General features: G+C 61.7%; 26 protein-coding genes. 14 read left to right on the forward strand and 12 right to left on the reverse strand.

The window, feature by feature from the left end:
* Positions 1 to 43: 43 nt before the first annotated feature.
* Complete coding sequence (locus tag SU48_RS04630; protein ID WP_231881681.1) at positions 44 to 634, forward strand: P-loop NTPase family protein; 591 nt, start codon at positions 44 to 46, stop codon at positions 632 to 634.
* 31 nt (positions 635 to 665) lie between these two features.
* On the opposite strand, the gene SU48_RS04635 is transcribed toward SU48_RS04630, so the two are convergent.
* Complete coding sequence (locus tag SU48_RS04635; RefSeq protein WP_064014233.1) at positions 666 to 2,498, reverse strand: alpha-amylase family glycosyl hydrolase; 1,833 nt, start codon at positions 2,496 to 2,498, stop codon at positions 666 to 668.
* A gap of 496 nt (positions 2,499 to 2,994) precedes the next feature.
* On the opposite strand from SU48_RS04635, the gene SU48_RS04640 reads away from it, so the two are divergent.
* The 3 genes from SU48_RS04640 to ispG all read left to right on the forward strand — a co-directional run bounded on the left by SU48_RS04640 (position 2,995) and on the right by ispG (position 6,787).
* Complete coding sequence (locus tag SU48_RS04640; protein ID WP_064015841.1) at positions 2,995 to 4,056, forward strand: BMP family ABC transporter substrate-binding protein; 1,062 nt, start codon at positions 2,995 to 2,997, stop codon at positions 4,054 to 4,056.
* Between the two features lie 138 nt (positions 4,057 to 4,194).
* Positions 4,195 to 5,307: a BMP family lipoprotein gene (locus tag SU48_RS04645; protein WP_064014234.1), complete on the forward strand. Its 1,113-nt coding sequence runs from the start codon at positions 4,195 to 4,197 to the stop codon at positions 5,305 to 5,307.
* Positions 5,308 to 5,557: 250 nt separating this feature from the next.
* Entirely contained in the window at positions 5,558 to 6,787 is a 1,230-nt protein-coding gene (ispG, locus tag SU48_RS04650; protein WP_064014235.1) for a flavodoxin-dependent (E)-4-hydroxy-3-methylbut-2-enyl-diphosphate synthase, read from the forward strand.
* A 123-nt stretch (positions 6,788 to 6,910) separates the two neighbouring features.
* On the opposite strand, the gene SU48_RS04655 is transcribed toward ispG, so the two are convergent.
* Entirely contained in the window at positions 6,911 to 7,972 is a 1,062-nt protein-coding gene (locus SU48_RS04655; RefSeq protein ID WP_197474685.1) for a hypothetical protein, read from the reverse strand.
* 188 nt (positions 7,973 to 8,160) lie between these two features.
* On the opposite strand from SU48_RS04655, the gene SU48_RS04660 reads away from it, so the two are divergent.
* Positions 8,161 to 8,562, forward strand: a complete 402-nt coding sequence (locus SU48_RS04660; protein ID WP_064014237.1) for a DUF4259 domain-containing protein — start codon at positions 8,161 to 8,163, stop codon at positions 8,560 to 8,562.
* Positions 8,563 to 8,592: 30 nt separating this feature from the next.
* Entirely contained in the window at positions 8,593 to 9,087 is a 495-nt protein-coding gene (locus tag SU48_RS04665) for a hypothetical protein (protein WP_064014238.1), read from the forward strand.
* 26 nt (positions 9,088 to 9,113) lie between these two features.
* Here SU48_RS04665 and SU48_RS04670 read toward each other — a convergent pair whose 3' ends face one another.
* Both SU48_RS04670 and SU48_RS04675 read right to left on the reverse strand, forming a co-directional pair.
* Positions 9,114 to 9,539, reverse strand: a complete 426-nt coding sequence (locus SU48_RS04670) for a hypothetical protein (RefSeq protein WP_064014239.1) — start codon at positions 9,537 to 9,539, stop codon at positions 9,114 to 9,116.
* A gap of 65 nt (positions 9,540 to 9,604) precedes the next feature.
* Positions 9,605 to 10,462, reverse strand: coding sequence for a M55 family metallopeptidase (locus SU48_RS04675; protein ID WP_064014240.1), 858 nt, complete (start codon positions 10,460 to 10,462; stop codon positions 9,605 to 9,607).
* 273 nt (positions 10,463 to 10,735) lie between these two features.
* Here SU48_RS04675 and map point away from each other — a divergent pair, with 273 nt between their 5' ends.
* The 5 genes from map (at position 10,736) to SU48_RS04700 (ending at position 15,864) form a co-directional block, all read left to right on the forward strand.
* Positions 10,736 to 11,497, forward strand: a complete 762-nt coding sequence (gene map / locus SU48_RS04680) for a type I methionyl aminopeptidase (protein WP_064014241.1) — start codon at positions 10,736 to 10,738, stop codon at positions 11,495 to 11,497.
* 337 nt (positions 11,498 to 11,834) lie between these two features.
* A complete protein-coding gene (locus SU48_RS04685; protein WP_231881683.1) occupies positions 11,835 to 12,908 on the forward strand; it encodes an ABC transporter ATP-binding protein in 1,074 nt (357 codons plus the stop codon).
* A gap of 82 nt (positions 12,909 to 12,990) precedes the next feature.
* On the forward strand, positions 12,991 to 13,818 hold the full coding sequence (locus SU48_RS04690) for an ABC transporter permease (protein ID WP_064014243.1): 828 nt from the start codon (positions 12,991 to 12,993) through the stop codon (positions 13,816 to 13,818).
* 118 nt (positions 13,819 to 13,936) lie between these two features.
* The gene (locus SU48_RS04695; RefSeq protein WP_082869664.1) at positions 13,937 to 14,758 is read left to right on the forward strand and encodes an ABC transporter permease; all 822 of its coding nucleotides are present in this window, start codon (positions 13,937 to 13,939) and stop codon (positions 14,756 to 14,758) included.
* Positions 14,755 to 15,864, forward strand: a complete 1,110-nt coding sequence (locus SU48_RS04700) for a polyamine ABC transporter substrate-binding protein (RefSeq protein WP_082869665.1) — start codon at positions 14,755 to 14,757, stop codon at positions 15,862 to 15,864. The genes SU48_RS04695 and SU48_RS04700 overlap by 4 nt, the downstream gene beginning before the upstream one ends.
* Positions 15,865 to 15,919: 55 nt before the next feature.
* Here the strand turns inward: SU48_RS04700 and SU48_RS04705 are convergent, their stop codons facing one another.
* Positions 15,920 to 16,363, reverse strand: a complete 444-nt coding sequence (locus tag SU48_RS04705; RefSeq protein ID WP_231881684.1) for a hypothetical protein — start codon at positions 16,361 to 16,363, stop codon at positions 15,920 to 15,922.
* 25 nt (positions 16,364 to 16,388) lie between these two features.
* Positions 16,389 to 16,805, reverse strand: coding sequence for an ACT domain-containing protein (locus SU48_RS04710; RefSeq protein WP_231881685.1), 417 nt, complete (start codon positions 16,803 to 16,805; stop codon positions 16,389 to 16,391).
* Between the two features lie 143 nt (positions 16,806 to 16,948).
* Between SU48_RS04710 and SU48_RS04715 the strand changes: the two genes are divergently transcribed.
* The 3 genes from SU48_RS04715 (at position 16,949) to SU48_RS04725 (ending at position 20,605) form a co-directional block, all read left to right on the forward strand.
* Positions 16,949 to 18,646 (forward strand): VanW family protein, encoded by a 1,698-nt coding sequence (locus SU48_RS04715; RefSeq protein WP_064014245.1) that lies wholly within the window; start codon positions 16,949 to 16,951, stop codon positions 18,644 to 18,646.
* Between the two features lie 275 nt (positions 18,647 to 18,921).
* Entirely contained in the window at positions 18,922 to 20,061 is a 1,140-nt protein-coding gene (locus SU48_RS04720; RefSeq protein ID WP_064014246.1) for an META domain-containing protein, read from the forward strand.
* A 94-nt stretch (positions 20,062 to 20,155) separates the two neighbouring features.
* Entirely contained in the window at positions 20,156 to 20,605 is a 450-nt protein-coding gene (locus tag SU48_RS04725; protein ID WP_064014247.1) for an META domain-containing protein, read from the forward strand.
* 13 nt (positions 20,606 to 20,618) lie between these two features.
* Here SU48_RS04725 and SU48_RS04730 read toward each other — a convergent pair whose 3' ends face one another.
* From SU48_RS04730 to SU48_RS04755, 6 genes are all read right to left on the reverse strand, one after another.
* Positions 20,619 to 21,314, reverse strand: coding sequence for an aspartate/glutamate racemase family protein (locus SU48_RS04730; RefSeq protein WP_064014248.1), 696 nt, complete (start codon positions 21,312 to 21,314; stop codon positions 20,619 to 20,621).
* A complete protein-coding gene (locus SU48_RS04735; protein WP_064014249.1) occupies positions 21,311 to 21,676 on the reverse strand; it encodes a low molecular weight protein tyrosine phosphatase family protein in 366 nt (121 codons plus the stop codon). The genes SU48_RS04730 and SU48_RS04735 overlap by 4 nt, the downstream gene beginning before the upstream one ends.
* Positions 21,673 to 22,380: a metallophosphoesterase family protein gene (locus tag SU48_RS04740; RefSeq protein ID WP_064014250.1), complete on the reverse strand. Its 708-nt coding sequence runs from the start codon at positions 22,378 to 22,380 to the stop codon at positions 21,673 to 21,675. The genes SU48_RS04735 and SU48_RS04740 overlap by 4 nt, the downstream gene beginning before the upstream one ends.
* Positions 22,381 to 22,392: 12 nt before the next feature.
* Entirely contained in the window at positions 22,393 to 22,764 is a 372-nt protein-coding gene (locus tag SU48_RS04745) for a hypothetical protein (protein ID WP_331710201.1), read from the reverse strand.
* Positions 22,765 to 22,807: 43 nt separating this feature from the next.
* On the reverse strand, positions 22,808 to 23,119 hold the full coding sequence (locus tag SU48_RS04750) for an antibiotic biosynthesis monooxygenase family protein (protein WP_064014252.1): 312 nt from the start codon (positions 23,117 to 23,119) through the stop codon (positions 22,808 to 22,810).
* Positions 23,120 to 23,194: 75 nt separating this feature from the next.
* Positions 23,195 to 24,760, reverse strand: a complete 1,566-nt coding sequence (locus SU48_RS04755; RefSeq protein WP_064014253.1) for a 2-isopropylmalate synthase — start codon at positions 24,758 to 24,760, stop codon at positions 23,195 to 23,197.
* Between the last annotated feature and the right edge of the window lie 65 nt (positions 24,761 to 24,825).

A 24,825-nucleotide genomic window follows, 5' to 3' on the forward strand; every position in this document is an offset into this window, starting at 1 on the left:
TCGGCCTATTTCCCTCCGCTCCTGCCCATGCTCTGCTATCCCAGTGCAGCGCATCTTGGTTATCGGCACCACAGGCAGTGGCAAAACCACGTTGGCGCGTGCTATTGCCGGGCGTTTGGCCTTGCCACACGGCGAGCAGGACGCATGGAACCATCAACCCGGTTGGCAGGCCGCGCCTACCGAACACTTCCGGGCGCAGGTGGCTGCCTTTACGTCCCAAAACGCTTGGGTCATGGACGGCAACTACAGCAAGGCGAGAGACATCGGCTGGGCGCGGGCCGATACCTTGGTGTGGCTGGATTATCCGGGGCAGGTGGTGTTCTGGCGCTTGCTGACACGTACCGTGCGGCGAACGGTGTCGCAGGAAGAACTCTGGAACGGCAACCGCGAAAGCCTGCGCGGGCAGTTTTCGCGGGAAAGTGTCTTGCCGTGGTTTTTCCGCACCCACTGGAAACGTCGGCGCGAAACACCCCAGCAGATCGCCCAGTTTCCACATCTGAAGGTAATTCGCTTGCGTTCGCCGGGAGCGGCTGAGGCTTGGGTGGGGGCGCTGGTGGAAGAGCAATCGCTTTGCTCACTCACCCCCTCTGCTCCGCAGCTCTGCGAGTCCCCACCCGTACCCCCTCAAGGGTGAGGGAGTTCATTCCGTTTATAAATCGGTGTTATCACCCCTGAAGCAGCAACCGCCCGCCCATTGCATTCAGCGTCACTTCTCCACCTGTCCACATCTCGCCTGTCAGTGCGTCGCGCCATTCTCCAGCGGGCAGCGTCAGCGTAATTTCGTGCGATTCGGTGCGGCGGCTGGCGCACACAGCGGCGCGTTCGGTGCGCCCGTCTGCGTGCGTGTATTCGCGCAAGTAAGCGATGGCGTCGGCCTCGGCGTGCAGGAACCGCAGATTGCCTTCTTGCAAGGCGTGTGTCTTGCGGCGCACCCCAATCAGGGCCTTCACTTTGGCGCGGAGATCGGTGTCCCAGTCGGCTTCGTCCCAAGGCATCGGCTCGCGGCACCACGGCATATTTCCGGCTCGGCTCTGGGTCACGCCCACCTCGGTGCCGTAGTAGGTGCAGGGCACGCCCGCGTAGCCCATCAGCAGCGTAAAGGCCGCCAGAAAGCGCGTGCGGTCATTGCCCACCCGGTACATGGCCCGTCCGATGTCGTGCGATTCCAGCAGGTTCACCATGCTGAGGCCTACTTGCGGCGGCAGCGCATGGTAAGCGTCCCAGAGGATTTCGGCCACTTCCGGCCCCGCGAGTTGGCTGGGTTCCGAAAAGTAGGTGGCCCCACTCAGCCACTGCATCACGGGCAGCCCGAAGCCGTGGTAATTCATGGCGCTGTCCTCGCCCTTACCGTCCAACGCGTGTTCGGGGTCAAAAAAGCGCTCGCCGAAAATGAAGGCGTCTGGTTTTTCCTGCCGCGCCGCCGATTTGAGGGCGCGGTGCAGAGGCAAGTTGTCGTCGTCGGTGCCGTCCGTGCCGATCATGTGGGCCACATCCAGCCGCCAGCCCGCCGCTCCACGCCGCAGCCAGTAACGCACTACGCTCTCTTCTCCGCTTAGAAATTCCTGCACCGCCAATTCGTTGCGGTAATCGATTTTGGGCAGCGTCGGCACATCAAAAAAGGCGTGATAGGGGGGCTTGCCGGGCGTGTCACGCCATGTAAACAGGCCGCGCTCGGGGGCCGCTTCGTCCTTCAGGGCCGCCTGAAACAGCGCATTCTCGTTGCCCATATGGTTGAACACGCCGTCCAGCACCAGCTTCACGCCTGCGGCTTCGGCGGCCTGCGCCAATTCATCCCACGCCGCTTCGCCGCCCAAGTGGGGGTCGACTCGGCGGTAATCGGTGATGTCGTAGCGGTGATTGGAGGGCGAGACGAAAATCGGCGTCAACCACAGCGCATTGATGCCCAAATCGGTTAGGTACGGCAGGGCCTGAGTCACGCCGTTCAGGTCGCCGCCGTAGTGGGCGTGAATGTCGCCGTGCGCGTCTACGGGCGTATTCCATTCCACATGCTCTACCGGGCGGCCCTCATAGATGTATTCCCCGGTTTGTACGTCGTTGGCGGGGTCGCCGTTGCGGAAGCGGTCTGGAAAGATTTGATAGAACACGCTGCGCCAGGCCCATTCCGGGGCGGTGTGGCCTGCCAAATACTGAAACCAATTGCGGAAGCCCCGGCGGGTGTGGTGCAGCCCCAGCGCCGTCAGGTTCAGGTGATCGCCGGGTAAATCCAGTGTCCACGCATAGCGCACACGGTCACTGTGCAGCGGCAATTCGGCCTCGAACCAGCGGCCTTCTCCCCCTAAATCCCCCACCTCCCGCGCTACAAAGCTCTCGATTTCGCCCACCTGTACCACACGCAGGCGTACCGCCGTCACAGGTAAGGTGGTTCTCATTCGGACGGTCACGCTGTTTCCCCGCGCCGCCCCCAACTGCGAGGTGTAAGCGGGTGTGTGGTCGTGCTGGGCACTCAGGATGGACGAAAAAAAAGTGCTTGTGGTCATAGGAAACCTCCGGGACAAAGAAAATCGAGAGCATGAAAAAGGCGTCTGGCACGGCCCGCCTGCAAGGTGCAGAAGAAGGTCGTGCCAGACGGCAAGCGTTGCCTGTGGGTTGTGTGAATTCAGCGTATACGGATTCCAGTTTGGGGGGAAGTGGGTCGGGGGTCAAGGGGGGACAGCATGACGGACGGAATCAGCGAGACGACCCGGAGCAACCGACTCGGAATAATCCATTCCAGCAGGCCCCCCGCCCCCCCAGCGGATGAAGCACCCCCAGCGGGTGAATTGATGCTTTTTTCACGCTGGGGCGCACTGGGCGCGAGAAAACATACGGGCAGACGCGGGAAGGCACGGCAGCATGGAGCCGATGAAACGCACTGCCACCGCTCGTCCTATGAAGGTTCTCCCAACAGTCGCTTCGGCTTCTGCTCGCCGCCTTTCTGGGTCTGCCCGTCTCGTCTTGGTAGCGTCGTTGGCGTTGGCCGGGGCCGCGCCCAGTGTGGCTCAGACTGCGCCCGCCAAGACCATCGGCCTCGCGTTCGACGTGGGCGGCATCAAGGACGGCGGCTTTAACCAAGCGGCCTATGAGGGAGCGCAGCGTGCGGCCAAAGAACTGGGACTGACCATCAGAACGTCGCAGCCCAAAAAGGCCACCGAGATCGGGCAGGGCGTGTCTCCGCTCATCCGGGGCGGTGCGGGACTGGTCATCGGCGTGGGGTACGCCAACAACGACGCGATTACCCGCACGGCCTCCGAGTTTATGGACAGCCGTTTTGCAGTGGTCGATGACCTGCCCAAAGGTAAAAATGCCGTGGGCCTGCGTTTCCGCGAGCAGGAAGGCAGCTTTTTGGCGGGTTTTTTGGCGGGCAAGCAGAGCAGCACGGGCATCGTGGGCTTTGTGGGCGGCGTAGATGTGCCCGTGATCCAGAAATTCCGCGCAGGCTTCGCGGCGGGCGTGAAATTCGCCTGCCCCAATTGCCGAGTCGTCACAGCCTTCGTGGCCAAAACCAGCGCCGGATTCAATGACCCCAAAGCCGCCGCCGTGATTGCCGCCAGCATGACCAAACAGGGCGTAGACGTGATTTTCCCGGCAGCGGGGGGCAGCGGTCAGGGCGTCGTGAATTTCATCAAGGGGCAGCCGTGCATCAGGGCGGCCAACTTGCCTGCGGGCGTGACCTTCAAGAGTGACCTGTTTGCCGCAGTCGCCAAGAGCGCCACCTACAAAAAGCTCTGCACCACCGATTCTCGCCCGCTGTTTTTCATCGGCGTGGACACCAACCAGAACGCGCTGGGCGACTTTGATAAGAAGGTGAACACCCTCAATCACGGCCTGACCAGCATGGTCAAACGGGTGGACAACGCCGTGTACACCATCATCAAGGAATACGCCGAAGACCGGCCCTGGCGCGGGGGAGACCGTTCCTTCGGCCTCAGCAACGGCGGGGTCAGCGTGGCGATTGACAGCCACAACCGCGCCCTGATTCCGGCGGCCCTGGAAACCAGCCTGAAAAAAGTGGAGCAACTGATTACCGACGGCGTGATTAAGGTGCCGACTCAGTAAGGTCAGTAAGACGGACGCACGAACGGGTCGGCTAGGCTAAAGGTCAAGTTCACGCTTCACAATCCAAACCCCTCACTTCTGTCATCTATGACGCTTTGACCGTTCGGGTCGGCGCATGCATGCCAGTGAAAGGAGCGTATGAAGACATTGCCTTCTCGCCGCCGTGCTGTCCTGAGTGTTTCCCTTCTTCTGTTCGTCAGTCTGGCCGCCTCCGCCCCCGCTGTGCCCAGCGTCATGCTGCTGTTCGATCCGGCGGGGCGGGCCGACAACGCCATCAACCAAAGCGCCTCGGACGGCCTAGACCGCGTGGTGCGCGACAGCGGCATTGCCTTCGGCTCCAACGCGGTGGTGGATGCCGACGACGCCTTGACCCAGATTCGGGACGCGGCCAAAGCCAATACGGTGGTGGTCGCGGTGGGCGGCATCAGCGTGGGCGCACTGACCAAGATCGCCAAGGAGTTCCCGAAGGTCAAGTTTATCGGCGTAGACAGCCTGCCCAGCGGCCTGAACACGGCGGGCCTGCGCTTCCGCGAGCATGAAGGCGGCTTCCTTGCGGGCGCGTTGGCGGGCAAAGCCAGCAGCACCCAGATTCTGGGCGTGGTGGGCGCGGGCAACGATCCTGTCACCATCAAATACCGCGCAGGCTTTATCGCGGGCGTAAAATTCGTGTGCGGCAAATGCACCGTGCTGACCGCCAACGTGACCAAGCCCAACGACACCTTTGGGGCCACCACCATTACCAAAGGGCTGTTTGCCAAAGGCGCAGACATCGTGCTGGCCGCCGCCGGAAGTAGCAGCCGGGGCGTGGTCAGTGCGGCGGGCACCGTGGAATGCCTGAACGCCAAGACCCTGCCCAAAGGCGTGACCTTCAAGAGCGACATGTTCAAGGCTGTGCCCCGCAGCGGTGCCTACAAAGACACCTGCAAGGGCGACACCCGCCCCGTATTCGCCATCGGCACCGAGAGCAATATGAACCGCTGGGGCGACACCGATATCGACGCCAGCACGCTCAATCACACCCTGACCAGCGTGGTCAAGCGGGCCGACAACGCCGTCTATGCCATCCTGAGCGACATCGCGGCGGGCAGGCCTTGGCGACCCGGCGAACGCGGCTTTGCCCTGCAAAACGGCGGCATAGAACTGGTCATCGAAAAGACCAACCGCGCCCTGATTACGCCCCAAATGGAAAAAGACCTCGGTAAGATTCAGAAATTGGTGACGGACGGGGTGATCAAGGTTCCAGTGCAGTGAAAAGACGGTAAGTAGTGAGTGGGAAAGGCAAAACGACGCTGAGTCTGTTTTGCCTTTCCCACTGTTATGGTTGTAACGCTTTGCAGTTTTGATAGGGAGTTGGTGGTGGCGGGCGAACCCCACAGTCTGCTCTCCTACGGAGCTATACCAGTCCGCAGCCAGCCCCCTTTGGAGGGGAGTGTACAGGCTATTGTCCCCACTTGCCGCCGTTATCCCTTTCTTCCCGCCGCCCGCCGCGTAAACTAGAGCCATGAGTCCTGCACGCCGCCAAACCGTCACCGCTTGGGTGGGCCATGTCCCTGTGGGGAGTCAGCATCCGGTGGTGGTGCAGTCCATGACCAACACTGACACCGCCGACGCCGAAGGCACCGCCATTCAGATTGCCCAACTGGTGCGGGCAGGCTCCGAACTGGTGCGCGTGACCGTGAATACCCGCGAGGCCGCCGCTGCCATTCCCGACATCGTGGCGCGGCTGGCCGAAGTGGGCATCAACGTGCCCATCGTCGGGGACTTTCATTACAACGGCCACATCTTGCTGCGCGAATTCCCCGAAACGGCCCGGCTGCTCGCCAAATACCGCATCAACCCCGGCAATGTGGGCGCGGGCCAGCACCACGACGCCAACTTTGCCACCATGATCGAAGTCGCCAAAGAGTTTGATAAGCCCGTGCGGATCGGCGTGAACTGGGGCAGCCTCGATCAGCAGGTGTTGGCCCGCCTGATGGATCAGAACGCGGCGGCTGGCAGCCCCAAAACCGCGACTGACGTGATGATCGACGCGATGGTGGTGTCGGCGCTGGAGAGTGCCGCCTATGCCGAAAAATTGGGCCTCGCACACGACAAAATCCTGATCTCGGTGAAGGTTAGCAGTGCCCCGGAATTGTGGCAGGTGTACCGCCAATTGGCGGCCCTCTGCGATTACCCCCTGCACCTCGGCCTCACCGAAGCGGGCATGGGCATGAAGGGCATCGTGGCGAGCAGTGTGGCCCTCGCGCCGCTGCTGACGGAAGGCATTGGCGACACGATCCGCGTAAGCCTGACGCCGGAGCCGGGGGCCAGCCGCAAACTGGAGGTGGAAGTGGCGCAGCAAATCCTGCAAAGCCTCGGCATCCGTCAGTTTTTGCCTCAGGTCACGAGTTGCCCCGGTTGCGGGCGCACCACATCTATCTTTTTTCAGGAGTTGGCTCAGAAGATTCAGGACTATATCCGCGACACCATGCCCGACTGGAAGGCGCGGTATCCCGGAGTGGAGGAGATGCAGGTGGCCGTCATGGGCTGCATCGTCAACGGCCCCGGCGAGAGCAAGCACGCCAACATCGGGATTTCGCTTCCCGGTACTGGCGAAGACCCCCGCGCCCCGGTGTATCAGGACGGCAAGCTCCTGACCACCTTGCGCGGCCCCCGCATCGCCGAAGACTTTCAGGAACTCATGGAAAAGTACGTGGAGCAGCGGTACGGCCAGCAGACGGCTGAGGTGTGAGCGGGCGTTCTGGGCGGGGCGTCTAAGGGTGTAAAAGGCTAGGGTCTAAGGTGCTGGAGCGGGTACGTTATAAGAGGAAGCCGACGAATTTCACTCTCGTCGGCTTCCTCTTGTCCCGTGACTTTAGCAGCCGATAGGCTTTTCTACTTTTACGACAACGTTTTTGTTAAAAGTATAGATGTAGGTGCAGCCCGAACTGTTTGCGCCGTAGAACCATTTAGTAGCGGTGGCGATATCCTTTGCCAAGGCCACGCCATCGGCACTGTAAATGCCGTACTTGCTGAACACTGGGCCACCGTTCCAATCGGCGGGGATGCCCTGACGGGTAAAGATTTTCAGACGCTCCCCGCCCGCTTGCTTGGGCATCGCGGCTACGAGTTGGGCATACTGCTTGTCAAAAATACGGTCAGCAGCAGGCTTGATGGCTTTAACAGCGGCCTCTGCTTTGGCTCTGCTGGCTTCCGTCGCGTCTACCAAGGCTTTGACGGTGGTGTTGCCTAGTTTCGTCGTGCCCGGCAAAGTGGATTTAGTAGCGGTTTCCTCGATGATAGAGGCCACATCAGCGAGGAGATGCGCCGCAGACCTCAAATCGCGGAACTTCAGCAGCACGTCTACATCGGTTTTGCCCGGACGTGCGGCGGCCTTTTCGTAAGTTTTGAGATAGCCCTCGTAGGTAGATTTGAGTTTGCCCAGTTCAGTCAGCGCGGTGCCATTGGCGGCCCCCACTACTTTTTGCGCCCCGACGAGGCGGGCTTCGCAGTCTTTGCCCGCATCTTCAATGGTTACGCTGCCTCCATCGACGGGCAGGTCGCTCAAGTCCGGGTACAGTTTGAGACCGTTGCGAACCACCTTGGCGCAGTCGGTGAGCAACTGGGCGCGAACCGCATCGTTATAGGCATTTTCAAGCGCGGCGGGCCACGCCTTGCGGAAGGCGCTTTTGATTTGATACTGCACGGCTTGCACTTCAGGGTTGTCTAACGGCTGATAAGTTTTATACGCATCGGCGCAGTAGTCAGAAACGTATTTCACAGTATGTACGGGATTAGAATTCGGCACCTGTTCGCTGCCCAGCGCCGGATTTGCTTTAAGAGCCGCATCCAACAACTTGGCGCAACTGGCGTACTGCTCCACGGCGTCGCCAATCAGACCTCGGTCAAGGGACTGGCCACCGTTTTTGGCGTCCATGTACGCATTGAATACGATGTTTTCCTCGTTAGGTGTGGCAGCGAGGGCAAAACTTGCGGGCAGAAGGAGCAGAGGCCAAAAGAATTTCATCCGTGTAACCTTAACACCAAGTCATTTAGCGAACGGCGAAAAGTGTGAAGTTTTCTTCATTGTCGTCTAGACTGTTTCAAAGCTGGCAATATAGAGCCATGAACGTTTGGGGAACCGGCCCTTTTGAAAACGATGCTGGCGCGGCCTTTGTGCAGGAAGTCGTGCAAGACGGCGAATTTGCGCTGGCCGAAGCCTTCGAGGTGGCTCTAGACCCCGATACGGTGTTCTTGGCTGCCGAAGAAGGCCACCGTGCCTACGCCGCCGCCGCTGTGCTGGCTGCCGTACTGGGCGGCGATACCGCAGGCATGACTGACGCGGGCCTGCGTTCGTGGGTGCAAAACGCCGATCTGTCCGACTTGGCCCCCTTGCAAGATATAGCGCGGGACGCCCTAGAGCGAATTGTCGGCCCAGACAGCGAATTGCCCGACTTGTGGGAAGACACCGCCGACGCCGAAGCGTGGCGAGCCGAAATAGAGCGGTTGCAAGGCGTGTTGGAATAGGGGAGTGCTGGTCAGGTGAATAGGGAGCGGGTGAGCTTCGCCCTCAACATCGATCCGGGTAGCGTACTAGACCTGTTGGTGTCCGAACGTTACGGCCCGCCCCGCCTCTTGCCTGAACAAGTGGAACCGTACTTGAACGGGTTGGCAAGACGCTTGGGATGGCAGGCCCAATCGGTGACACCAATTGGCTTCCAGAGCTTCTGGGTCAGACATTGGCAAGACCAGTACGGGGCTGCAGTGGGCCTCACCCTGCACCGCGAAAGCGTGACCGCCGTAGTTTTACCGGGAGATGAGGAACCGTTGCTCGATCAGCGCCGCTACCAATCCACAGGCCCACTGCTGGACGCTCTCGCCGCAGACGGCCAACTCATCTTGCCCGAAGCCGATTGGCTGGCCGCACCCTTTTCTGCCGCCGAACGCGAGCGCATCCTCGCCCCGCGCTCTGGGGGGGGTTGGGAAGCCTACAGCCTGCGCTACTGGAAACCGACTTCACGCGGCGCGGCCCTGTTCAACGGCTGGGATTAACAACGGCTGGGACGAGCAGCTGAACTTCAGAACCGGATTTCCAGCCCCAGCCCGCCGCCAAATTGCCCGCCCGTGTTGCCGCGCACAAAGGCCCGCCAGCCCGCTGGCCCCAGCAACGGCCCACGCAGTCCGGCTTCGGCATAGCCCACCACATCGCTGTTGACGCTCGACAATTCGCCGCCCACCGTGCCAAAGGCGTCCACCCGTGTCAGCGGCAGGTTCACATCACGCAACGTCAGGCCCGCGGCGAGGCGTCTCGGGCCATTGTTCCACTGTTGCTCGGCGCTGCCCTCTACGCCCAACGTGCCAATAAACGGCACACGCAGCACCGATACGCCCGCGTGAACGCCGTATCCGGCAGTATTGGCATTGGCTCCGGCCCACAGGGTCGCGGCACTGGCGGGGGCAGACAGGGCGGAGAGGGCCAGCAGAGGTAGCAGAAGACGGCGCATGCAAACAGCTTAAGCGGGCCGCATGAGAGCCATTCTGCTTGGCGCTGAGGCACTCAACGCCGCGCCTAGCCGTTCAGCCTCACCTGTGCCACCGTTGCCAGCAGCCGGAAGGTCTGAAACAGATGGAAGGCGTCCGGGCTTTGCCAAGCGACGGTGACGGCGTCTACCCGCATGATGCCGGGAACACGCTCGCACTGATCGGCGCGGGCTTGATGATCGAAACTGAGCTGAACCTGTGCGGGCCAGCGCGTGGTGTACGGCGTGGCCTGTGCTGCTGCCCGCACGCCCGCTTCTGCCCCAGCCCGAATGCGGCGCTGGGCCTCGGCGGGGTGCAGATGCACGGCGGCAAAGGTGCTCAGGCCCTCCTTCACGGCCACGCCCACCACCTGTTCTCCCAATTCCGCCTGAATCTCGGCAATGGCGACATCGTCTCCGGCAGCGAACACGACGGGCACGCCGTATTGTCCGGCCAGCAACGCATTCAGGCCGTATTCGCCCGTAGACAGACCGTTGATGCGGACATCGCGGATAAAGCCGTTCCAAGTGTGCGCCAATGGGCCGCGTGGACTGCCCGCGCGGGCGTGATAGCCCACGAACAGCAGCGCTCCAGTGCCCGGTTCTTGTACGCCCTGCACCATGCTCAGCGGTTTGTCGTTGCCACTCGTAAACGTCAGCCCCGGCAAGTCGGGGAGCAGTTCGGGCAGCAGGTTCCGCATCGTGTCGTGGCTGTCGTTGATCAGGACTTCGGTGGCCCCGCCCGCAAACGCGCCCTCCGCGGCGGCCACCGCTTCCAGCGTCATGCGTTCGCGGGCCGCCTGATATTCGGTGCCGTTGACCAGTCCGCCAAATTCCGGTGGGCTGACCTGCACCCAACTGGCGACGCCGCACACGCCTTCCATATCCACACTGATCACAACTTTCATGCCCAGAGCCTAGAGCGTTTGGGCCAGCAAAACCGCTGATGGTGGGTTTTAGGGGCGTGAGTGACTGGAAGGGCGGCGATCTTTCACATCCAGTAGGGAAGTTTTGACGTGTGGGACAGGTTTAGAGCTTTGTGAAGCGGAGTTGAGAAGCCTGATCAGTCTGTGTCGTAGCCAAGCAGTCAAAAGCGGGAGGCATGCCCTTTTCCATGGGGGCGGTGTTGGCGTGAGTTCAATTCCCAAAGCACCGACTTATGCGTGCTACCCTCATTCGTTATGAGTCGAGTGGCCCTGAAATCTGCCCGCGAAATCGAAACCATGCGCCGTGCGGGGGCGCTGGTGGCCGATACGTTCCGGGTGCTTGACCCCTTCGTGAAACCCGGCGTGACGTTGGCCGAGCTAGACCGGATTGCCGAAGAACACATCCGCAAAGGCGGCGCGACTCCGGCGTATCTAGGCTACGGCCCCAAAACCAACCCCTTTCCGGGCACCATCTGCGCCAGCGTCAACGAGGTCATCTGTCACGGCATTCCCGACGGGCGCGTGCTGGAAGAAGGCGACATTATCGGCGTAGACATCGGCGTACTGATGAACGGGATGTACGGCGACGCGTGCTTTACCTACACGGTGGGCAACGTGAGCGCCGAGGTGCAGGGCCTCGTAGACACCACCCGTGAGGCGCTGGCCGCTGGCCTAGAAGTGGTGCGCCCCAATGCCCGCGTAGGCGATATCGGCCACGCCATCCAGACCCTCGCGGAAGGCCGGGGCTACGGCGTGGTGCGCGAATACACCGGGCACGGCATCGGCAAACGCCTGCACGAAGAACCCACCATCTACCATCACGGCGCACGCTACACGGGCCTGAAACTGCAACCCGGCATGGTCTTCACCATCGAACCTATGATCAATCTGGGCCGCCCCGAAACCCGCCTGCTGCCGGACGGCTGGACAGTGGTGACCGCCGACAAGAAACCCAGCGCCCAATTCGAGCATACGCTGGTGGTCACGGCTAAGGGGCACGAGATTCTGACGCTGTAAGCGTGGGTGATGAGAGAGCGTTTAGCGTTGACGCCGCGTGTAAACCCCCCAGTCTGCTGTGCAGCCAGCCCCCCTTAGAGGGGAGCGCAAAAGCACTTGTCCTCCCCTTGAGGGGGGGCATTGCGACGCAACGGGGGGGTTGCTCTGCCCAGCCCCTTGACCATTCCCCGCCCCGCAGGCCTTACAATTCCCTGCGTATGGGACGTCTTTCTATGCAGGTTTCTCCGCGACTCCTCAGGCAGCCCCGCTGCTCCGCACTGAGGGCACGCCCATAACCGCCCCCACCTTCAAGGGCCGCCGCACCCGCGAACTGTCGGCAGACGCGGCGGTGAGCGTCGTGGACGTGTTCAAAAGCTTCCGCAACGCGCAGGGCGCAGACACGCGGGTGCTGGACGACATCGACCTCGATATTCGCAAGGGCGAGTTTTTTAGTCTGCTGGGGCCGAGTGGCTGCGGCAAAACGACCCTGCTGCGAATTCTGGCGGGCTTCGAGCAACCCGACGCGGGCGCAGTCCTGATCGGCGGGCGCGACATGACGGGTGTGCCGCCCAACCTTCGCCCCGTCAATACTGTTTTTCAAAGCTACGCGCTGTTTCCGCACCTCAGCGTGTACGACAACGTGGCGTTCGGGCTGCGGCAAAAAGGCATCGGCGGCGCGGCCCTGCGTGACCGGGTAAGCCGGGCTATGGAAACCGTGCGGATCGGAGATTTCGGCACGCGCAAGCCCGATAACCTGTCGGGTGGGCAGCGGCAGCGGGTGGCGTTGGCCCGCGCCATCGTCAACGAGCCGGAAGTACTGCTCCTCGACGAACCCCTTTCGGCCCTCGATTTGAAGCTGCGGAAGGAATTGCAGGTGGAACTGTCCAACTTGCAAGAGACGCTGGGGATGACCTTCGTGTTCGTCACGCATGATCAGGAGGAAGCGTTGGTCATGAGTGACCGCATTGCCGTGATGAACCGGGGCCGTGTGGAGCAACTGGGCAAGGCCGAAGACCTGTACGAGCGTCCCCGCACGGCGTTTGTCGCCAACTTTTTGGGCCAAAGCAATTTGATTCCCGGCAAAGTGCAGGAAGTCAGTCCCGGCGGCGCGGTGATCCTGACCGAACATGGCCTGCTGCGAACCGTGTACGGCGCAGACCTGAGCGTGGGCCGCGAAGTCATGCTCTCTATTCGCCCCGAAAAGCTGCGGATGGAGCGCGACGACGAAACCGAAGGCAATGAGGTTCGCGCCCGAGTGGACGACATCGTGTACACCGGGGCCGAAAACCAGTATCTGCTGGAGGCCAACGGTCAGCGCCTCGTGGCCTTCCAACTGAACTCGGACATTGGGGCCGACGAGGATTTCGACTATGAGGAAGAAGTGGCGCTGTATCTGCCGCCCGCCAGCCTCGTGATTCTGGAGGAGGGCTGATGAGGGCGGATTCGACTGGAATGGCTGCAAGGCCCGCTTTTCCCACTGACTACTCACCACTCACCACTCACGGTCTTTCAACATGCTGACGCTTAGGCGCTTTTTTGCCACGCTCGGCCCCGGTGTGCTGTGGCTGGCCGTCTTTCTGATCGTTCCCGTAGCCATCATGTTCGGCTACTCACTGCTCACCCGCACCGATCTGGCGCAGGTGGGCGGCCCACTCACGCTAGAAAGCTGGGGCCGCGTGTTCGGCTACGACGCCCTGTTCCGCGAATGGGTGCCCGACAACCTGCGCGTGCTGGGGCGCAGTCTGCTCATCGCCGGATTCTCCACGTTGCTGTGCATCCTGATGGGCTACCCGCTGGCCTTCTACATTGCCCGCCAACCCGCACGGCGCAAAAGCTTTTTGCTGCTGCTGCTGATTATTCCGTTCTGGACAAACTTCCTGATCCGCGTGTACGCGTGGATTCTGATCTTGCGTCCCTTCGACTTGGTGCCCAGCCTCACTGCCACCTTCTTGGGCATGGTCTACGCCTTCTTGCCGTTTTTCGTACTGCCCGTGTATTCCAGCGTGGAAAAGGTGGACTGGCGTTTGTTGGAAGCGGCCCAAGACCTCGGTGCGTCGCCAATAAAGGCGTTCATGGCCGCCGTGTTTCCCCAAACCTTGCCCGGACTCATCGCCGGAATCCTGCTGACCTTTATTCCGGCGCTCGGCACCTTTGTAGTCAGCGACATTCTGGGCGGCGCAAAAACGGCCCTGATCGGCAACCTCGTGCAAAACCAATTCGGGCAGGCCGGAGACTGGCCCTACGGCTCGGCCCTCAGTTTCCTGCTGATGGGCGCGGTGTTGGTGGGCCTGTGGCTGTATGCGAGGTCAGCGGGGCAGAAGGGCTTGGAGGAGCTGATATGAGTTGGCATGGAGTTGCTGGTTTTTGTCTAAGGGCCAAAGGGTCTGAGGGACTAAGAAAACTGGCGGCCCAGCACCTTAGACTCTTAGACCCCGCCCCTTCACACGCAGGCGGCCCAGCATGATGCGGCGCACCCACCCCGCCCTCTCCGCGTGGGCTTGGTTGGTCTACGGTTTCCTGTACCTGCCCATCCTCGTCCTGATCATTTTCTCGTTCAACGATTCCAAATTCGGCGCGACTTGGGCGGGCTTTACCACCAAGTGGTACGGCGTGCTGCTGGCCCGCGAAGATGTGCGCGAGGCACTGACCAATACGCTGCTCGTGGCGCTGTCCAGCACGCTCATCAGCACGGTATTGGGCACGCTGGTCGGGCTGGGACTGTGGCGCTATTCCACCCGCTTCCGGCTGCCGCTCACGTTCCTCCTCGTCACACCCATCGTCATTCCCGATGTGGTCATGGGCGTGTCGCTGCTGATGTTCTATTCGTTGGTACGCGGCGGCCTAGAACTCACGGGCTGGACGTTTGAAAACGGCTTCTGGACGGTCATGTTTGCGCACGTTACCTTCCAGATCAGTTATGTGGCCCTGACCGTGCGTTCGCGGCTGGCAGGCTATGACCGCTCGCTGGAAGAAGCCGCCCGCGATTTGGGCGCAAGTTCGGTGCAGTCCTTCTTGCGCGTGATTTTGCCGCTGGCCTTGCCGGGTGTCTTGGCGGGGGCGCTCTTGGCCTTTACCCTCAGCCTCGACGATTTCGTGGTCACGTATTTTACCAGTGGTTCGGGCTTCCGCACCCTGCCCGTGCTGATCTACACCAGTGTCAAAAAGGGCGTGACGCCCGACATCAACGCGCTGAGTACGTTGCTGGTGCTGTTTACGGTGATAGCGATCATCGCGGCCAACGCCATCATGCGCCCGCGTCCGGGCCGCCGGGGAGAGGCATGAAGCGCACGCTGTTGCTGACGCTGGCGCTGCTGTCCCTGAGCGCCTGTCACCGGATAGAACGCACCGACACCGCCGCCGAGGGGCAGGGGGCCACCACGCCCGCGCCCGTGGAGCGCAATGGCGGGCGCGTCCTGCGAATCATCATGTGGTCTGATTACATCGACCCGGACGTGGTCAAGCAGTTCGAGAAACAGGAAAACGCCCGCGTGATCTTGGATACCTTCGAGAGCAACGAATACATGCTGGCCAAATTGCAGGGCGGCGGGGCCAGCTACGATCTCGCCACGCCCAGCAACTACTTTATTCAGGTGATGGTGCGGGCCAAACTGCTGCAACCGCTGGAGGCCCAGAAGCTCTCCAATTTCGGCAACATCGGCGCGGGCTTCCTGAACCCCAATTTTGACCCCGGCAACGTGTACACCGTGCCTTATCAGTACGCAGCCACCGGGTTGGCCTACAACGGCAAGCGGTTCACGCCGTCCTCGGAGAGTTGGAAGCTGATTTTTGGCGACACCGATACCGTGCGCTTTTCGCTGCTGGATGATCCCCGCGAAGTCATCGGCGCAGCCCTGAAGTATTTGGGCTATTCGGTGAATTCCAGCGACGTGGCCCAGTTGCGGGAAGCCCGCGATCTGCTGCGCCGCACGGTGTCCAAACGCGGGTTTGAATCGTTCAGTGGCGGCCCGGAAGTGCGGAACAAATTGCTGGCCGGAACGCTGGATTTGGGCCAAATCTATGTGGGCGACCTGCTGCAAGGCGCTGCCGAAGACCCCAACCTGAAGGTGTACCTGCCCAGCGAGGGAACCACCATCAGCACCGATACGCTGGTGCTGCTGCGCGGCAGCCCGAACCCCGCACTGGCCCGCAAATTCGTCAATTTCGTGCTGGACGGCGAAGTGAGCGCGGCTATCAGCAACTACACCTATTACGGCAACCCCAACACTGCCGCCGCGCCCCTCCTCGACCCATTTTTGCGCTCTCAGAAGGCCTTCAATCCTTCGCAAGACGACCTGAAAAGTGGCAAAGTAGAGTTCATCAACGAACTCAAAGCAGGGAATACAACGCGCCTCTATGACCGAATCTGGACGGACTTGAAGGCGCGTTAGGTGGGGGGAGGGAGGACTAAAAGCAAACCTAGATCGTCCCCGCCCCTGTGTTTCCTCAGTCCGGCAGATTCACCGGGCGGGCACTGTCCAGCCAACCCCAATCGCGCAGATATGCCCGGAAATCGTTCAACAATGCGGCAGCTTCGGCACGCTCAGCGTCGGCCAACGTTCGCAGCCACGCTTCTCCTGTCAGGCGCGTATAGGCCAGCAGCGGCACGCTCTTGCCTAAGCCTGCGCTCAAAAAGCCTTCAAAGGCGTCCAGCATGGCTCCGCGCCTCGTCCGGTCTCCCAGACTGTGCAGCGGGGCCACCTTCAAAAAAGCCTCGGAGGCGTCGGCCAACAGCACCCGCACGCCTTCCCGGTGGCTGACCGAGGGGAGGCGCGGCGGCAATGCAACAGACTGAGGCGAAAAATCGGACATGCCCAAGCCTGCACTCGCAGTGTCAGCCGAAGTTGAGCGGCGGGTCAGGGCGGCGTCAGGCGGCGCGAAGTCCGGCACTACGGCGTAGCCCCGTGTTGCCCGCTCAGTCGTTGAAGCTGTGCCCCGCCTTTTCCAAGGTTGCCCGCGCCTCTGCCAGTTGCTCAGCCTTCACCAGCACGTAATCGGTATCGAAGGTGGACAGGGCGAAAATGCCTATACCAGCGTCCTTGAGCGGATTCAAAATCGCTGCCAGAATCCCGGTCAGATGAAAGGGGAAAGGGCCATGCAGCCGCAGTGCCGCCCAACCGCTTTCCAGCTTCAAACCGTGCGGTAGGGGCGACGGAACGTTCTCCTCAGCCGTGACTACACTCAATTCACCCGGCGCACCCACGATGGCCCACAAGGCTCCAACCGCCGCCCAAGCCGGAAGGGGAGAGGACGCGGGAAGCTGCGCCACCACGTACTGTCCAGTCAGTAAAGACAGAACCAGTCTGGGAGTCTCTGATGTTAAGTCGGTCACTGAATCAGTGTACAACTGAAAGATTTCCGTCTATCTGACAGCTTTCTGACACGTCTGGGTGGGCCTTTTCACCTACCCGGATGGGGGTACACTGTGCGGATTTATCATTCTTTTGCTCGTGAACTTCCTTACAATAGAACGTGATGAAGGTCTGGGTGATGGGGGTTTCGGCAGCGGCGCTTTTGGGTGGAGCGCTGGCTATGGGCGTGGCGACACAAAGCAATGGAACACTGGCGGCAGGATTGCGCGTGGCAGGTGTGGATGTCGGCGGAATGACGTCTGGGCAGGCGCTGGAGGCCTTGGGAACGCGGGCGGCGACTGCCCCGCAAGTCACGGTCACGGCGGGCGGCCAGAGTTGGACGGTGGGGGCCGAGACGCTGGGTTGGCGGGCCGATGCCCAGACCAGTATCGCCGCCGCCGAGCGTGCCACCCGTGAACGCGGCGTGCTGGAGCGTGTGCAGGCCGCGCTCGGTCAGGCTCCGGTGCAAGATTTCCCCCTCATTGCGGGCGTAGACGCGGCGCAGGCCAAAGCGGGCCTGAGTGCCCTGACGGCCAGCCTGAATACCCAGCCCAAAAACGCCACGGTTGTCTTTGACAAAACCACCAAAAACTACACCGTGACCGCCGACGCACCGGGCCGCAAAGCCGATGTGAACGCTGCGGTGGCCGCGTATGTGGCCGCACCTACCCTCACGGCTCTCAGTGTTCCCGTGACCGAATGGAAGGCCAAATACACCGCCGAGCAGTTGCAGGGCTATGTGGCACAGGGCAACGCGCTGATTCGCCCCTTGACGGTGCAGTTGCAGGGCACCACGCGCAAGGCGGGCCTCACAGGGTTGCAGGTCGCCAATCTGTACTGGGTGCGCGAAACGGGCATCGTGCTGGATGACGCCACCATCAATTCGGTCTTCAAACGCCTGACGGGTGAGGTGAATCAGCCTGCCCAGAATGCCCGCTACGCGCTGCAGGGCAGCAAGCTGGTGCGCGTGAAGGAGCAGCCGGGCAAGGTGGCCGAACCCAAGCTGGCGCTGGCGGCCTTCCGCAAAGCCATTACCGACGCCGCCGTGAAAAACGTGGTGTTGCCCGGCAAAGTCAGCCTGCCCACGCTGAAGCTGGCGCAGCTGCCCGACGTAGCCAAACTGCAACTGATCACCACCGGGCGCAGCACCTACTACAACTCCAGCGCCGCTCGCCGCACCAACGTCGCCAATGCCGCCGCCAAAATCAACGGCACTGTGGTTCCCGCCGGAGAGGACTTCAGCTTCCTCAATTCGCTGGGCAGCATCACGGCCAGCAACGGCTTCGTGGGCGGCCTGATCATCAGCGGGGGCCGCACCGTGGACGGCCTCGGTGGGGGCGTGTGTCAGGTCAGTACCACCGCGTTCCGGGCGCTGTATCAGGCCGGATTACCCGTCGTGGAGCGCAATCAACATTCTTACCGTGTGGGCTATTACGAGCCGCAGGTGGGCTTCGAGGCCGCCGTCTACGATCCTGGTTTGGATCTCAAGCTGAAGAACGACACGGGCGGGCCTTTGCTGATCAAGACCATCAACAACAATGCCCAGTCGGTTCTGGAAGTCGAGGTCTGGGGCATCAAGCCCGCCCGCACCGTCACCGTCAGCCCCGCCGTGATTACGGCCCGAATAGCGCATCCCGCCGCCAAATACGTCACCAACCCCAGTTTGCGTCCCGGCTCGGTCAGGCAAGTGGACTGGGCCGCCGACGGCTTCAGCCTGTACATCAGCCGCACCATCAGGGATGCCAAGGGCGTGCGCAGCGATAGGGTCAGCACGATTTACAAGCCTTGGCAGGCCGTGTTCGAAATGGGGCCGCGCAGCTAAGTAGGTCAAAGTTAATCTATAGATTAACCGAGCGAAGCGAGTATCGAAGGGAGTACGTTGCACTGGAAATGGAGCGGTTTCGGTGCCGTCCCGGAAACGCGCAATGTTAAGTGCAACGTACTTAAAGTCGGAGCATAGAAAGCACTGGCACAGAGAAAAGCATGGGTACAGAAATCAGCTCAGGGGGAGACGGTAGAGCAAGGGCCGTCTCCTCTATGTGTGTCCGTCAGCCAATGTTCACGCGCCCGTCAGACCAAAAGGGTACAACTGGTCATATGCGTTCTCTCTTTGCTGTGACTGCCGCCCTGACCGTTGCCCTCGCTGCCTCGGCTTCGGCCCAAACTCTGCCGCTGGTGGGTACCGACTGGACACTGACCGGGCTGACCGAACAGGGCAAACTGGTGTCGCCCGGACAGGCCGCGCCGCGCCCCACACTGCGCCTCAGCGGCTCGGCGGCGTCGGGCAGTACGTCTTGCAATACCTACCGCGCCAACTTTGCCACTCGCGGCGACATTGTGCGCTTCACCTCGCTCGCCACCACGCGCCGCGCCTGCCCTGACCGAATCGACGGCCTAGAAGAACGGTTCGTCAATCTGATGCGGGGGGTGTCCCGGTTCGCTGTGCAAGGCAATTTGCTGACGCTTTTTTCGGGCAAATCGGATCGGCTCGTCTTCACGTCTTCTCAGACCATCACGCCGCCCATCGTTTCTTCGGGCGGAAAGGGGCAGGGCATGAACAGTCTGGACGGCACTTGGTTCGTCACGCGCCTCGTGGCGGGCGGGCGTCAGGTGGCCCTGCCTGCACAGGCGTCGTTCACCTTCGCCCCCGACGCCACCGGCTTTGCCCTCAGCGGTACGGCGGGCTGCAACCGCGCCGTAGGTCGGGTCACCACCTCGGGCATGGCGGTCACGTTCGGGCCACTCGCCACCACCCGGATGATGTGTGACGCGCCGCGCATGGCACAGGAAAGGGCCATTCTGCAAGCATTGTCGGGCACCCTTTCGGCCAAATTCAGTTCGTCGTCTCTAGTCCTCAGCGGCCCCGCCGGAACCGTGACCCTCTCGCGCACGGCGGGAGCGGCCACCGGACTGCCTCAACAACCCGTCCCGGCAACGCCCTACACGCTCCAGCAGGTCAACGGTCAGGCGGCTCCGAACACCCCCAAACCCGTGACCCTCACGTTGGAAGGGGGCCGGGTGGGTGGCAGTGACGGCTGCAATTCTTACGGCGCTTCGTACCGCATGGAAGGCAACCAGTTGGTGCTGACTTCGCCGCTGACCAGTACGATGATGGCCTGCATGGACGCGGAAGGCACGCCCTTTTTGTCGGTGCTGGGCAGCCGCCCTACCCTGAGTGTGACTGGGCCGACGCTGACCCTGAAAACCGACGATGTGACCCTGACCTTCGGGCGCTGAGAGCTGGCAGCCGAGTGACAGCAGGCCAACTTTCCGGGCGTTTCGTATAAAATCTCACGTTTGATCAGCTTGGATTGGGTAGAACAGAGGGAAGATGAAGCCCTTGCCTCTGGCCGCCCTGCTGTTCGTTGCTGCAATCTCTGCCACAGCGCAGGCTCAGTCTTCCGGCCCCCTCGATGTTGCGGGGAACTGGAAAGTAGGCTGGACATTGCCCGGCAGCATTCCAGTGCGCGGATACACGCCACTGCTCAACTTTAGTCAGGTCAGCTTCAGTCAGGCGGGCCAGAGCCTGAAGGTGTCCGGCAAAGTCGGCTGCAACTTTATCAACGGCCCTGTGACCTTGAATGGCGATCAACTGAGTTTTGGCGTGCTGGTCAGTACCCGTGTGGCGTGCTCGGTGGCTGTAGGTCAGCAAGAAACCACGCTGATCAAGGCTTTATCGGGCCAAACCCTGACTGCGGTGCGTGTGGCCGACAGCCTGACCCTGACCACCAAGGGCGGCTCGGAACTCAATATTCGCCGCTCTACGCTTCAGGGCAAGTAAGCGCCTACTCGGTTCAGGACTCCAGCGCCCAATCTACGGCGGCCTGCACATGCAGCCGGGTTGTGTCGAACACGGGCACAGCGGTATCGGCGGCCCCCACAAGCAGCGTAATTTCGGTGCAGCCCAGAATGATGCCCTGTGCGCCGCGTGCGACCAAATCGGCCATGACGTGCCGGTAGGTGGCGCGTGAGGTGTCCCGAATCTCGTTTCGGCACAACTCGTCATAGATAATTCGGTGAACTTCGGCGCGGTCTTCAGGCGGTGGCGTCAGCGTCTGTATTCCAAACCTGTCCCGCAGCCGCCCCGTGTAAAATTCCTGTTCCATCGTGAAGGCCGTCGCCAGCAGCCCAACTCGGCTGAGGCCCGCTGTCCGGATCGCCTCTGCCGTGCCGTCTACGATGTGCAGCAGCGGCAGAGACACAGCGACTTCAATCTGCGGGGCAACTTTGTGCATGGTATTGGTCGCCAGCACCAAAGCTTCGGCCCCCGCCCGTTCCAGTCCCCTTGCCGCTTCGGCCAGTAGGGTTCCCGCCTCGGCCCAGTGACCGGCGCGTTGCAGGGCGGCCACTTCCGCAAAGTCCACCGAATGCAGCAGCACCCGCGCCGAATGCAGGCCGCCCATTCGGCGCGCCACCTCTTCATTCAGCACCCGGTAGTATTCTGCGCTGCTTGTCCAACTCATGCCGCCCAGAATCCCGATCAGTTTCATGAAGTCTCCTGCTTGGGCTGTGTGCCCGCCAAGCGCCCCGGCACCAGCCGTTGTAGCAGCGTCACCAGATCGGCGTCCATAAAGTCGTAATCGTCGGGAATGCCCAAACTCAGGATGCGGTCATCGGGCAGCGCACCCCGGAAGCGTTGGCGCAAGATGTCCCGGTGACGTTTTTCCATGCAGACCGCCACATCTGCCCACTCCAGCAGATCACGCGAGACGGGCGTTTCGGCGTCGCGGTTGGTGCCCGCCGAGGCTACGTCCCAGCCGTAGTCCGTGCGGAACACCGCTTCGGCAGTGGGGCTGCGGAGCTTGTTCTGGGCGCAGATAAAGACGATTCGGAGTGGCCGTGTGTCTGTCAAGGTTCCTGCCCCGCGAGCAACCACGCCGCCTCTTCCTCGCCAATCTCGGCGGGGGCGTTGGCTCTGGCCCAAGCCGCCGCCGCCTGCACGTCATAGGGTGTGCGGCGAAATTCTATGTTCCAGTGGCCGTGTTGCCGAGTCAATAGGAGCCAGCGGGCCAGTGGTGGGCCTTCTGTATGGCGTTGGCTGACGGCCCCAACATTCACCAAACTCGTCCCGTCTATTCCCCGAAACATCTCGGAGTGGGTATGGCCGACGACGCACACGGCCCCGGCAAACTCGCCCAGCCGTTCGCGCAGCTCGGCGGGCGTGGCGGGCCGTTCTTCTTCCCCCGACAGCATCAGGGCTTCCCAAGGGTCACGCGGGCTGCCGTGTGCCAGCCGCACCTCGCCGCCCGCTACGTCTACAAATGTCGGAAGCTGGCCCAAGTGCGCGGCCACGTCTGCGGGCAACTGAGAGGCCACCCAGCCGCGCATTTCTTCTTTGCCCCCCCGCATTCCGGCCATGCGCTCGTCGGTGTTGCCGCGCACGGTGGGCGGTGCAAATTCGGCCTGTAATGCCCAAGCGGTAGCCGGGTCAGAAGCTCCCCAGACGGTATCGCCAAGGTTGTACAGCCCGTCCGGGCTGGCGGCCTGCGCGTCATCCAGTACGGCCCGCAGCGCAAAGCCATTGCCGTGAACGTCAGACAGAATGGCAAGTCTCATCGTTGCTCCGGGTTATTTCGGTTTGCGAATGGCAGCGAAAATTCCGGCGAACAAGAGAATTGTCACCAAGTAGCCGATCAACGAAGCCACGGGGCTGAATGCCGGATTCAGCGCGTCGCCCGCGAATTTGTAGATGGCGTAGGGCACGGCCCAGCCCAGCGCGTACAGTCCGGCGCGGCGCAGGAATTCGGGCGTAATGGAGGCCTGTGCAAACAGCCGCATGGGGATGAACATGGCCGGAATCAGCAGCAGTTGAGACAGGTAAAACCAGAGGGGCAAGGCTGCAAAGCCGTATTCCACACCCGCAAAGATAATATTGACGCCGCCGATCAGGACGCCCGTCAGCACGACGGTTCGCAAGAGGAGAGAATTCACGCCTGTCATGTTGTCATGAAACGGTGTGATGAGAGCGGGGGCAAGTGGACAGTCAGGCGGGCACGCCCTCTACCTCGCCGTAGTGCAGCACCGTGGGAAACGGATCGTAGAAATGATGCAGCAGCGCCCGCCACTGTGCGTATTGCGGGCTGCCACGAAAGCCCACCGTATGCGCCTCTAAGGTCGTCCACCACACCAGCAACACGTATTCTCCGGGCCGCTCTAGGCAGTGCTTCAGCGTGTGATTGATGTAGCCGTCCATGCCCGAAATGATGTTTTGCGCCACTCGGAACGCGGCTTCAAATTCGGCGTTCTGGCCGGGGATGACATTCAGGACAGCGACTTCGAGGATGGGTTGGGGCATACGGGAGTGTAGAGGGTGGAACGTGGTCAGAGCCAACCCACGATCTACGATCCACCCTCCACGTTCCCTGTTTTCCTACACCGTCGTCTGACTGATCTGGCGGCTCTTGCCCATGCCCGCCACGATCTGATTGATCACGCGCAGCCACGCACGGGCACTGGCTTCCACCACGTCGGGCGCGACGCCTGTGCCGTGAATACTGATCTCGCCGTAGCGGGTGTTCACGCTGACTTCTCCCAGCGCCTCGGTGCCTTTGGTCACGGCCTGCACGCGGTAAACCTCCAGTTCGGGCGCAATGCCCGTGACCTTGTTCAACGCATGGAAGATGGCTTCCACTGCGCCGTCACCGCTGCTGGTAGCCTCGCGGGGGCCGTCGGGTGTGGTCACACGCACGTAGGCGAGGGGCTGCATATCGGTGCCGCTGGTGATCTGGAATTTTTCCAGCACGAAGGTCTGGGGAATATCGGTGCGGCTGTCGACCAAGGCCCGCAAATCGTCGGCGTAGATCTGGCCTTTGCGGTCTGCCAAGTCCTTGAAACGGGCGAACATTTCCTTGATGCGGTCTTCGGCCACGTCGTAGCCCAAATCGGTCAGGGCTTTGCGGAAGGCGGCGCGGCCCGAGTGCTTGCCCATCACCAATACGGCGGCTTCGCGGCCCACCAGTTCGGCGTTCATAATTTCGTAGGTTTCGCGGGCCTTGATCACGCCGTCTTGGTGAATGCCCGATTCGTGGGCAAAAGCATTGTCGCCCACCACGCCCTTATTGGGCTGCACCGGCATCCCGCTCAGGCGGCTGACCATCCGGCTGGCACGGTAAATCTCGCGGGTACGAATGGCCGTTTCAAAGCCGTAATGATCCTTGCGGGTGTGAAAGGCCATCACAATTTCTTCCAGCGCCGCGTTGCCCGCCCGCTCGCCAATCCCGTTGATGGTGCATTCGATCTGGCGTGCCCCGCCCTGTGCCGCCGCAATCGAGTTGGCGACGGCCATGCCTAGGTCGTCGTGGCAGTGCGCCGACAAGATCACATGATCCGGCAATTCGCCCTTCAGGAAGGCGAACAGCGCCCGCATTTCTTCGGGGGTCGTGTAGCCCACCGTGTCGGGCACATTGATAGTAGTTGCGCCCGCCTCTACAGTGGCCTTGAAGATGTGGGCCAAAAAGGGCCACTCGGAGCGGGTGGCATCTTCGGCGCTAAATTCCACATCGTCGACGAAGGTGCGGGCCAGCCGAACCGCTTCGATGGCCCGCTCGACTACCGCGCCCGGTTCCATATTCAATTTCTTTGCCATATGAATGGGACTGGTGGCAATAAAGGTATGAATTCGGGGGCGCTCGGCCAGTTCCACAGCTTTGGCGGCGGCCTCGATGTCGGCCCGGTTGGCCCGTGCCAGCCCCGCAATAATTGGCCCCCGCACCTCGCGAGCAATGCGGCTTACGCCCTCTAAGTCGCCGGGGCTGGCAATCGGAAAGCCCGCCTCGATCACGTCTACGCCCAGCCGCGCCAGTTGGTGGGCAATTTCCAGCTTTTGGGTGTGGTTCAGCGCCACGCCGGGACTCTGCTCGCCGTCGCGCAGGGTGGTATCGAAAATGCGGATGGGCTGGATGGTAGGGGGCTGGATGATGGGGGTCTGCTGGGTCATGGTGGTAGCTCCTTGAGGTGCAGTAGGGAAAGCTGGAGAAGGGCGAGAGACCAAAGAAAACCCCC

Origin of the sequence: Deinococcus puniceus (assembly GCF_001644565.1) — a bacterium.
GTDB lineage: Bacteria > Deinococcota > Deinococci > Deinococcales > Deinococcaceae > Deinococcus > Deinococcus puniceus.

Bases quoted from the DNA above. Each gene is read 5' to 3' on its own strand.
- SU48_RS04745 (WP_331710201.1), bottom strand. From the start codon at position 22,764: ATGACAGGCGTGAATTCTCTCCTCTTGCGAACCGTCGTGCTGACGGGC.
- SU48_RS04740 (WP_064014250.1), bottom strand. From the start codon at position 22,380: ATGAGACTTGCCATTCTGTCTGACGTTCACGGCAATGGCTTTGCGCTG.
- SU48_RS04645 (WP_064014234.1), top strand. From the start codon at position 4,195: ATGAAGACATTGCCTTCTCGCCGCCGTGCTGTCCTGAGTGTTTCCCTT.
- SU48_RS04690 (WP_064014243.1), top strand. From the start codon at position 12,991: ATGCTGACGCTTAGGCGCTTTTTTGCCACGCTCGGCCCCGGTGTGCTG.
- SU48_RS04670 (WP_064014239.1), bottom strand. From the start codon at position 9,539: ATGCGCCGTCTTCTGCTACCTCTGCTGGCCCTCTCCGCCCTGTCTGCC.
- SU48_RS04700 (WP_082869665.1), top strand. From the start codon at position 14,755: ATGAAGCGCACGCTGTTGCTGACGCTGGCGCTGCTGTCCCTGAGCGCC.
- SU48_RS04660 (WP_064014237.1), top strand. From the start codon at position 8,161: ATGAACGTTTGGGGAACCGGCCCTTTTGAAAACGATGCTGGCGCGGCC.
- SU48_RS04655 (WP_197474685.1), bottom strand. From the start codon at position 7,972: ATGGACGCCAAAAACGGTGGCCAGTCCCTTGACCGAGGTCTGATTGGC.
- SU48_RS04755 (WP_064014253.1), bottom strand. From the start codon at position 24,760: ATGACCCAGCAGACCCCCATCATCCAGCCCCCTACCATCCAGCCCATC.
- SU48_RS04730 (WP_064014248.1), bottom strand. From the start codon at position 21,314: ATGAAACTGATCGGGATTCTGGGCGGCATGAGTTGGACAAGCAGCGCA.
- SU48_RS04750 (WP_064014252.1), bottom strand. From the start codon at position 23,119: ATGCCCCAACCCATCCTCGAAGTCGCTGTCCTGAATGTCATCCCCGGC.
- map (WP_064014241.1), top strand. From the start codon at position 10,736: ATGAGTCGAGTGGCCCTGAAATCTGCCCGCGAAATCGAAACCATGCGC.
- SU48_RS04635 (WP_064014233.1), bottom strand. From the start codon at position 2,498: ATGACCACAAGCACTTTTTTTTCGTCCATCCTGAGTGCCCAGCACGAC.
- SU48_RS04715 (WP_064014245.1), top strand. From the start codon at position 16,949: ATGAAGGTCTGGGTGATGGGGGTTTCGGCAGCGGCGCTTTTGGGTGGA.
- SU48_RS04675 (WP_064014240.1), bottom strand. From the start codon at position 10,462: ATGAAAGTTGTGATCAGTGTGGATATGGAAGGCGTGTGCGGCGTCGCC.
- ispG (WP_064014235.1), top strand. From the start codon at position 5,558: ATGAGTCCTGCACGCCGCCAAACCGTCACCGCTTGGGTGGGCCATGTC.
- SU48_RS04720 (WP_064014246.1), top strand. From the start codon at position 18,922: ATGCGTTCTCTCTTTGCTGTGACTGCCGCCCTGACCGTTGCCCTCGCT.
- SU48_RS04725 (WP_064014247.1), top strand. From the start codon at position 20,156: ATGAAGCCCTTGCCTCTGGCCGCCCTGCTGTTCGTTGCTGCAATCTCT.
- SU48_RS04695 (WP_082869664.1), top strand. From the start codon at position 13,937: ATGATGCGGCGCACCCACCCCGCCCTCTCCGCGTGGGCTTGGTTGGTC.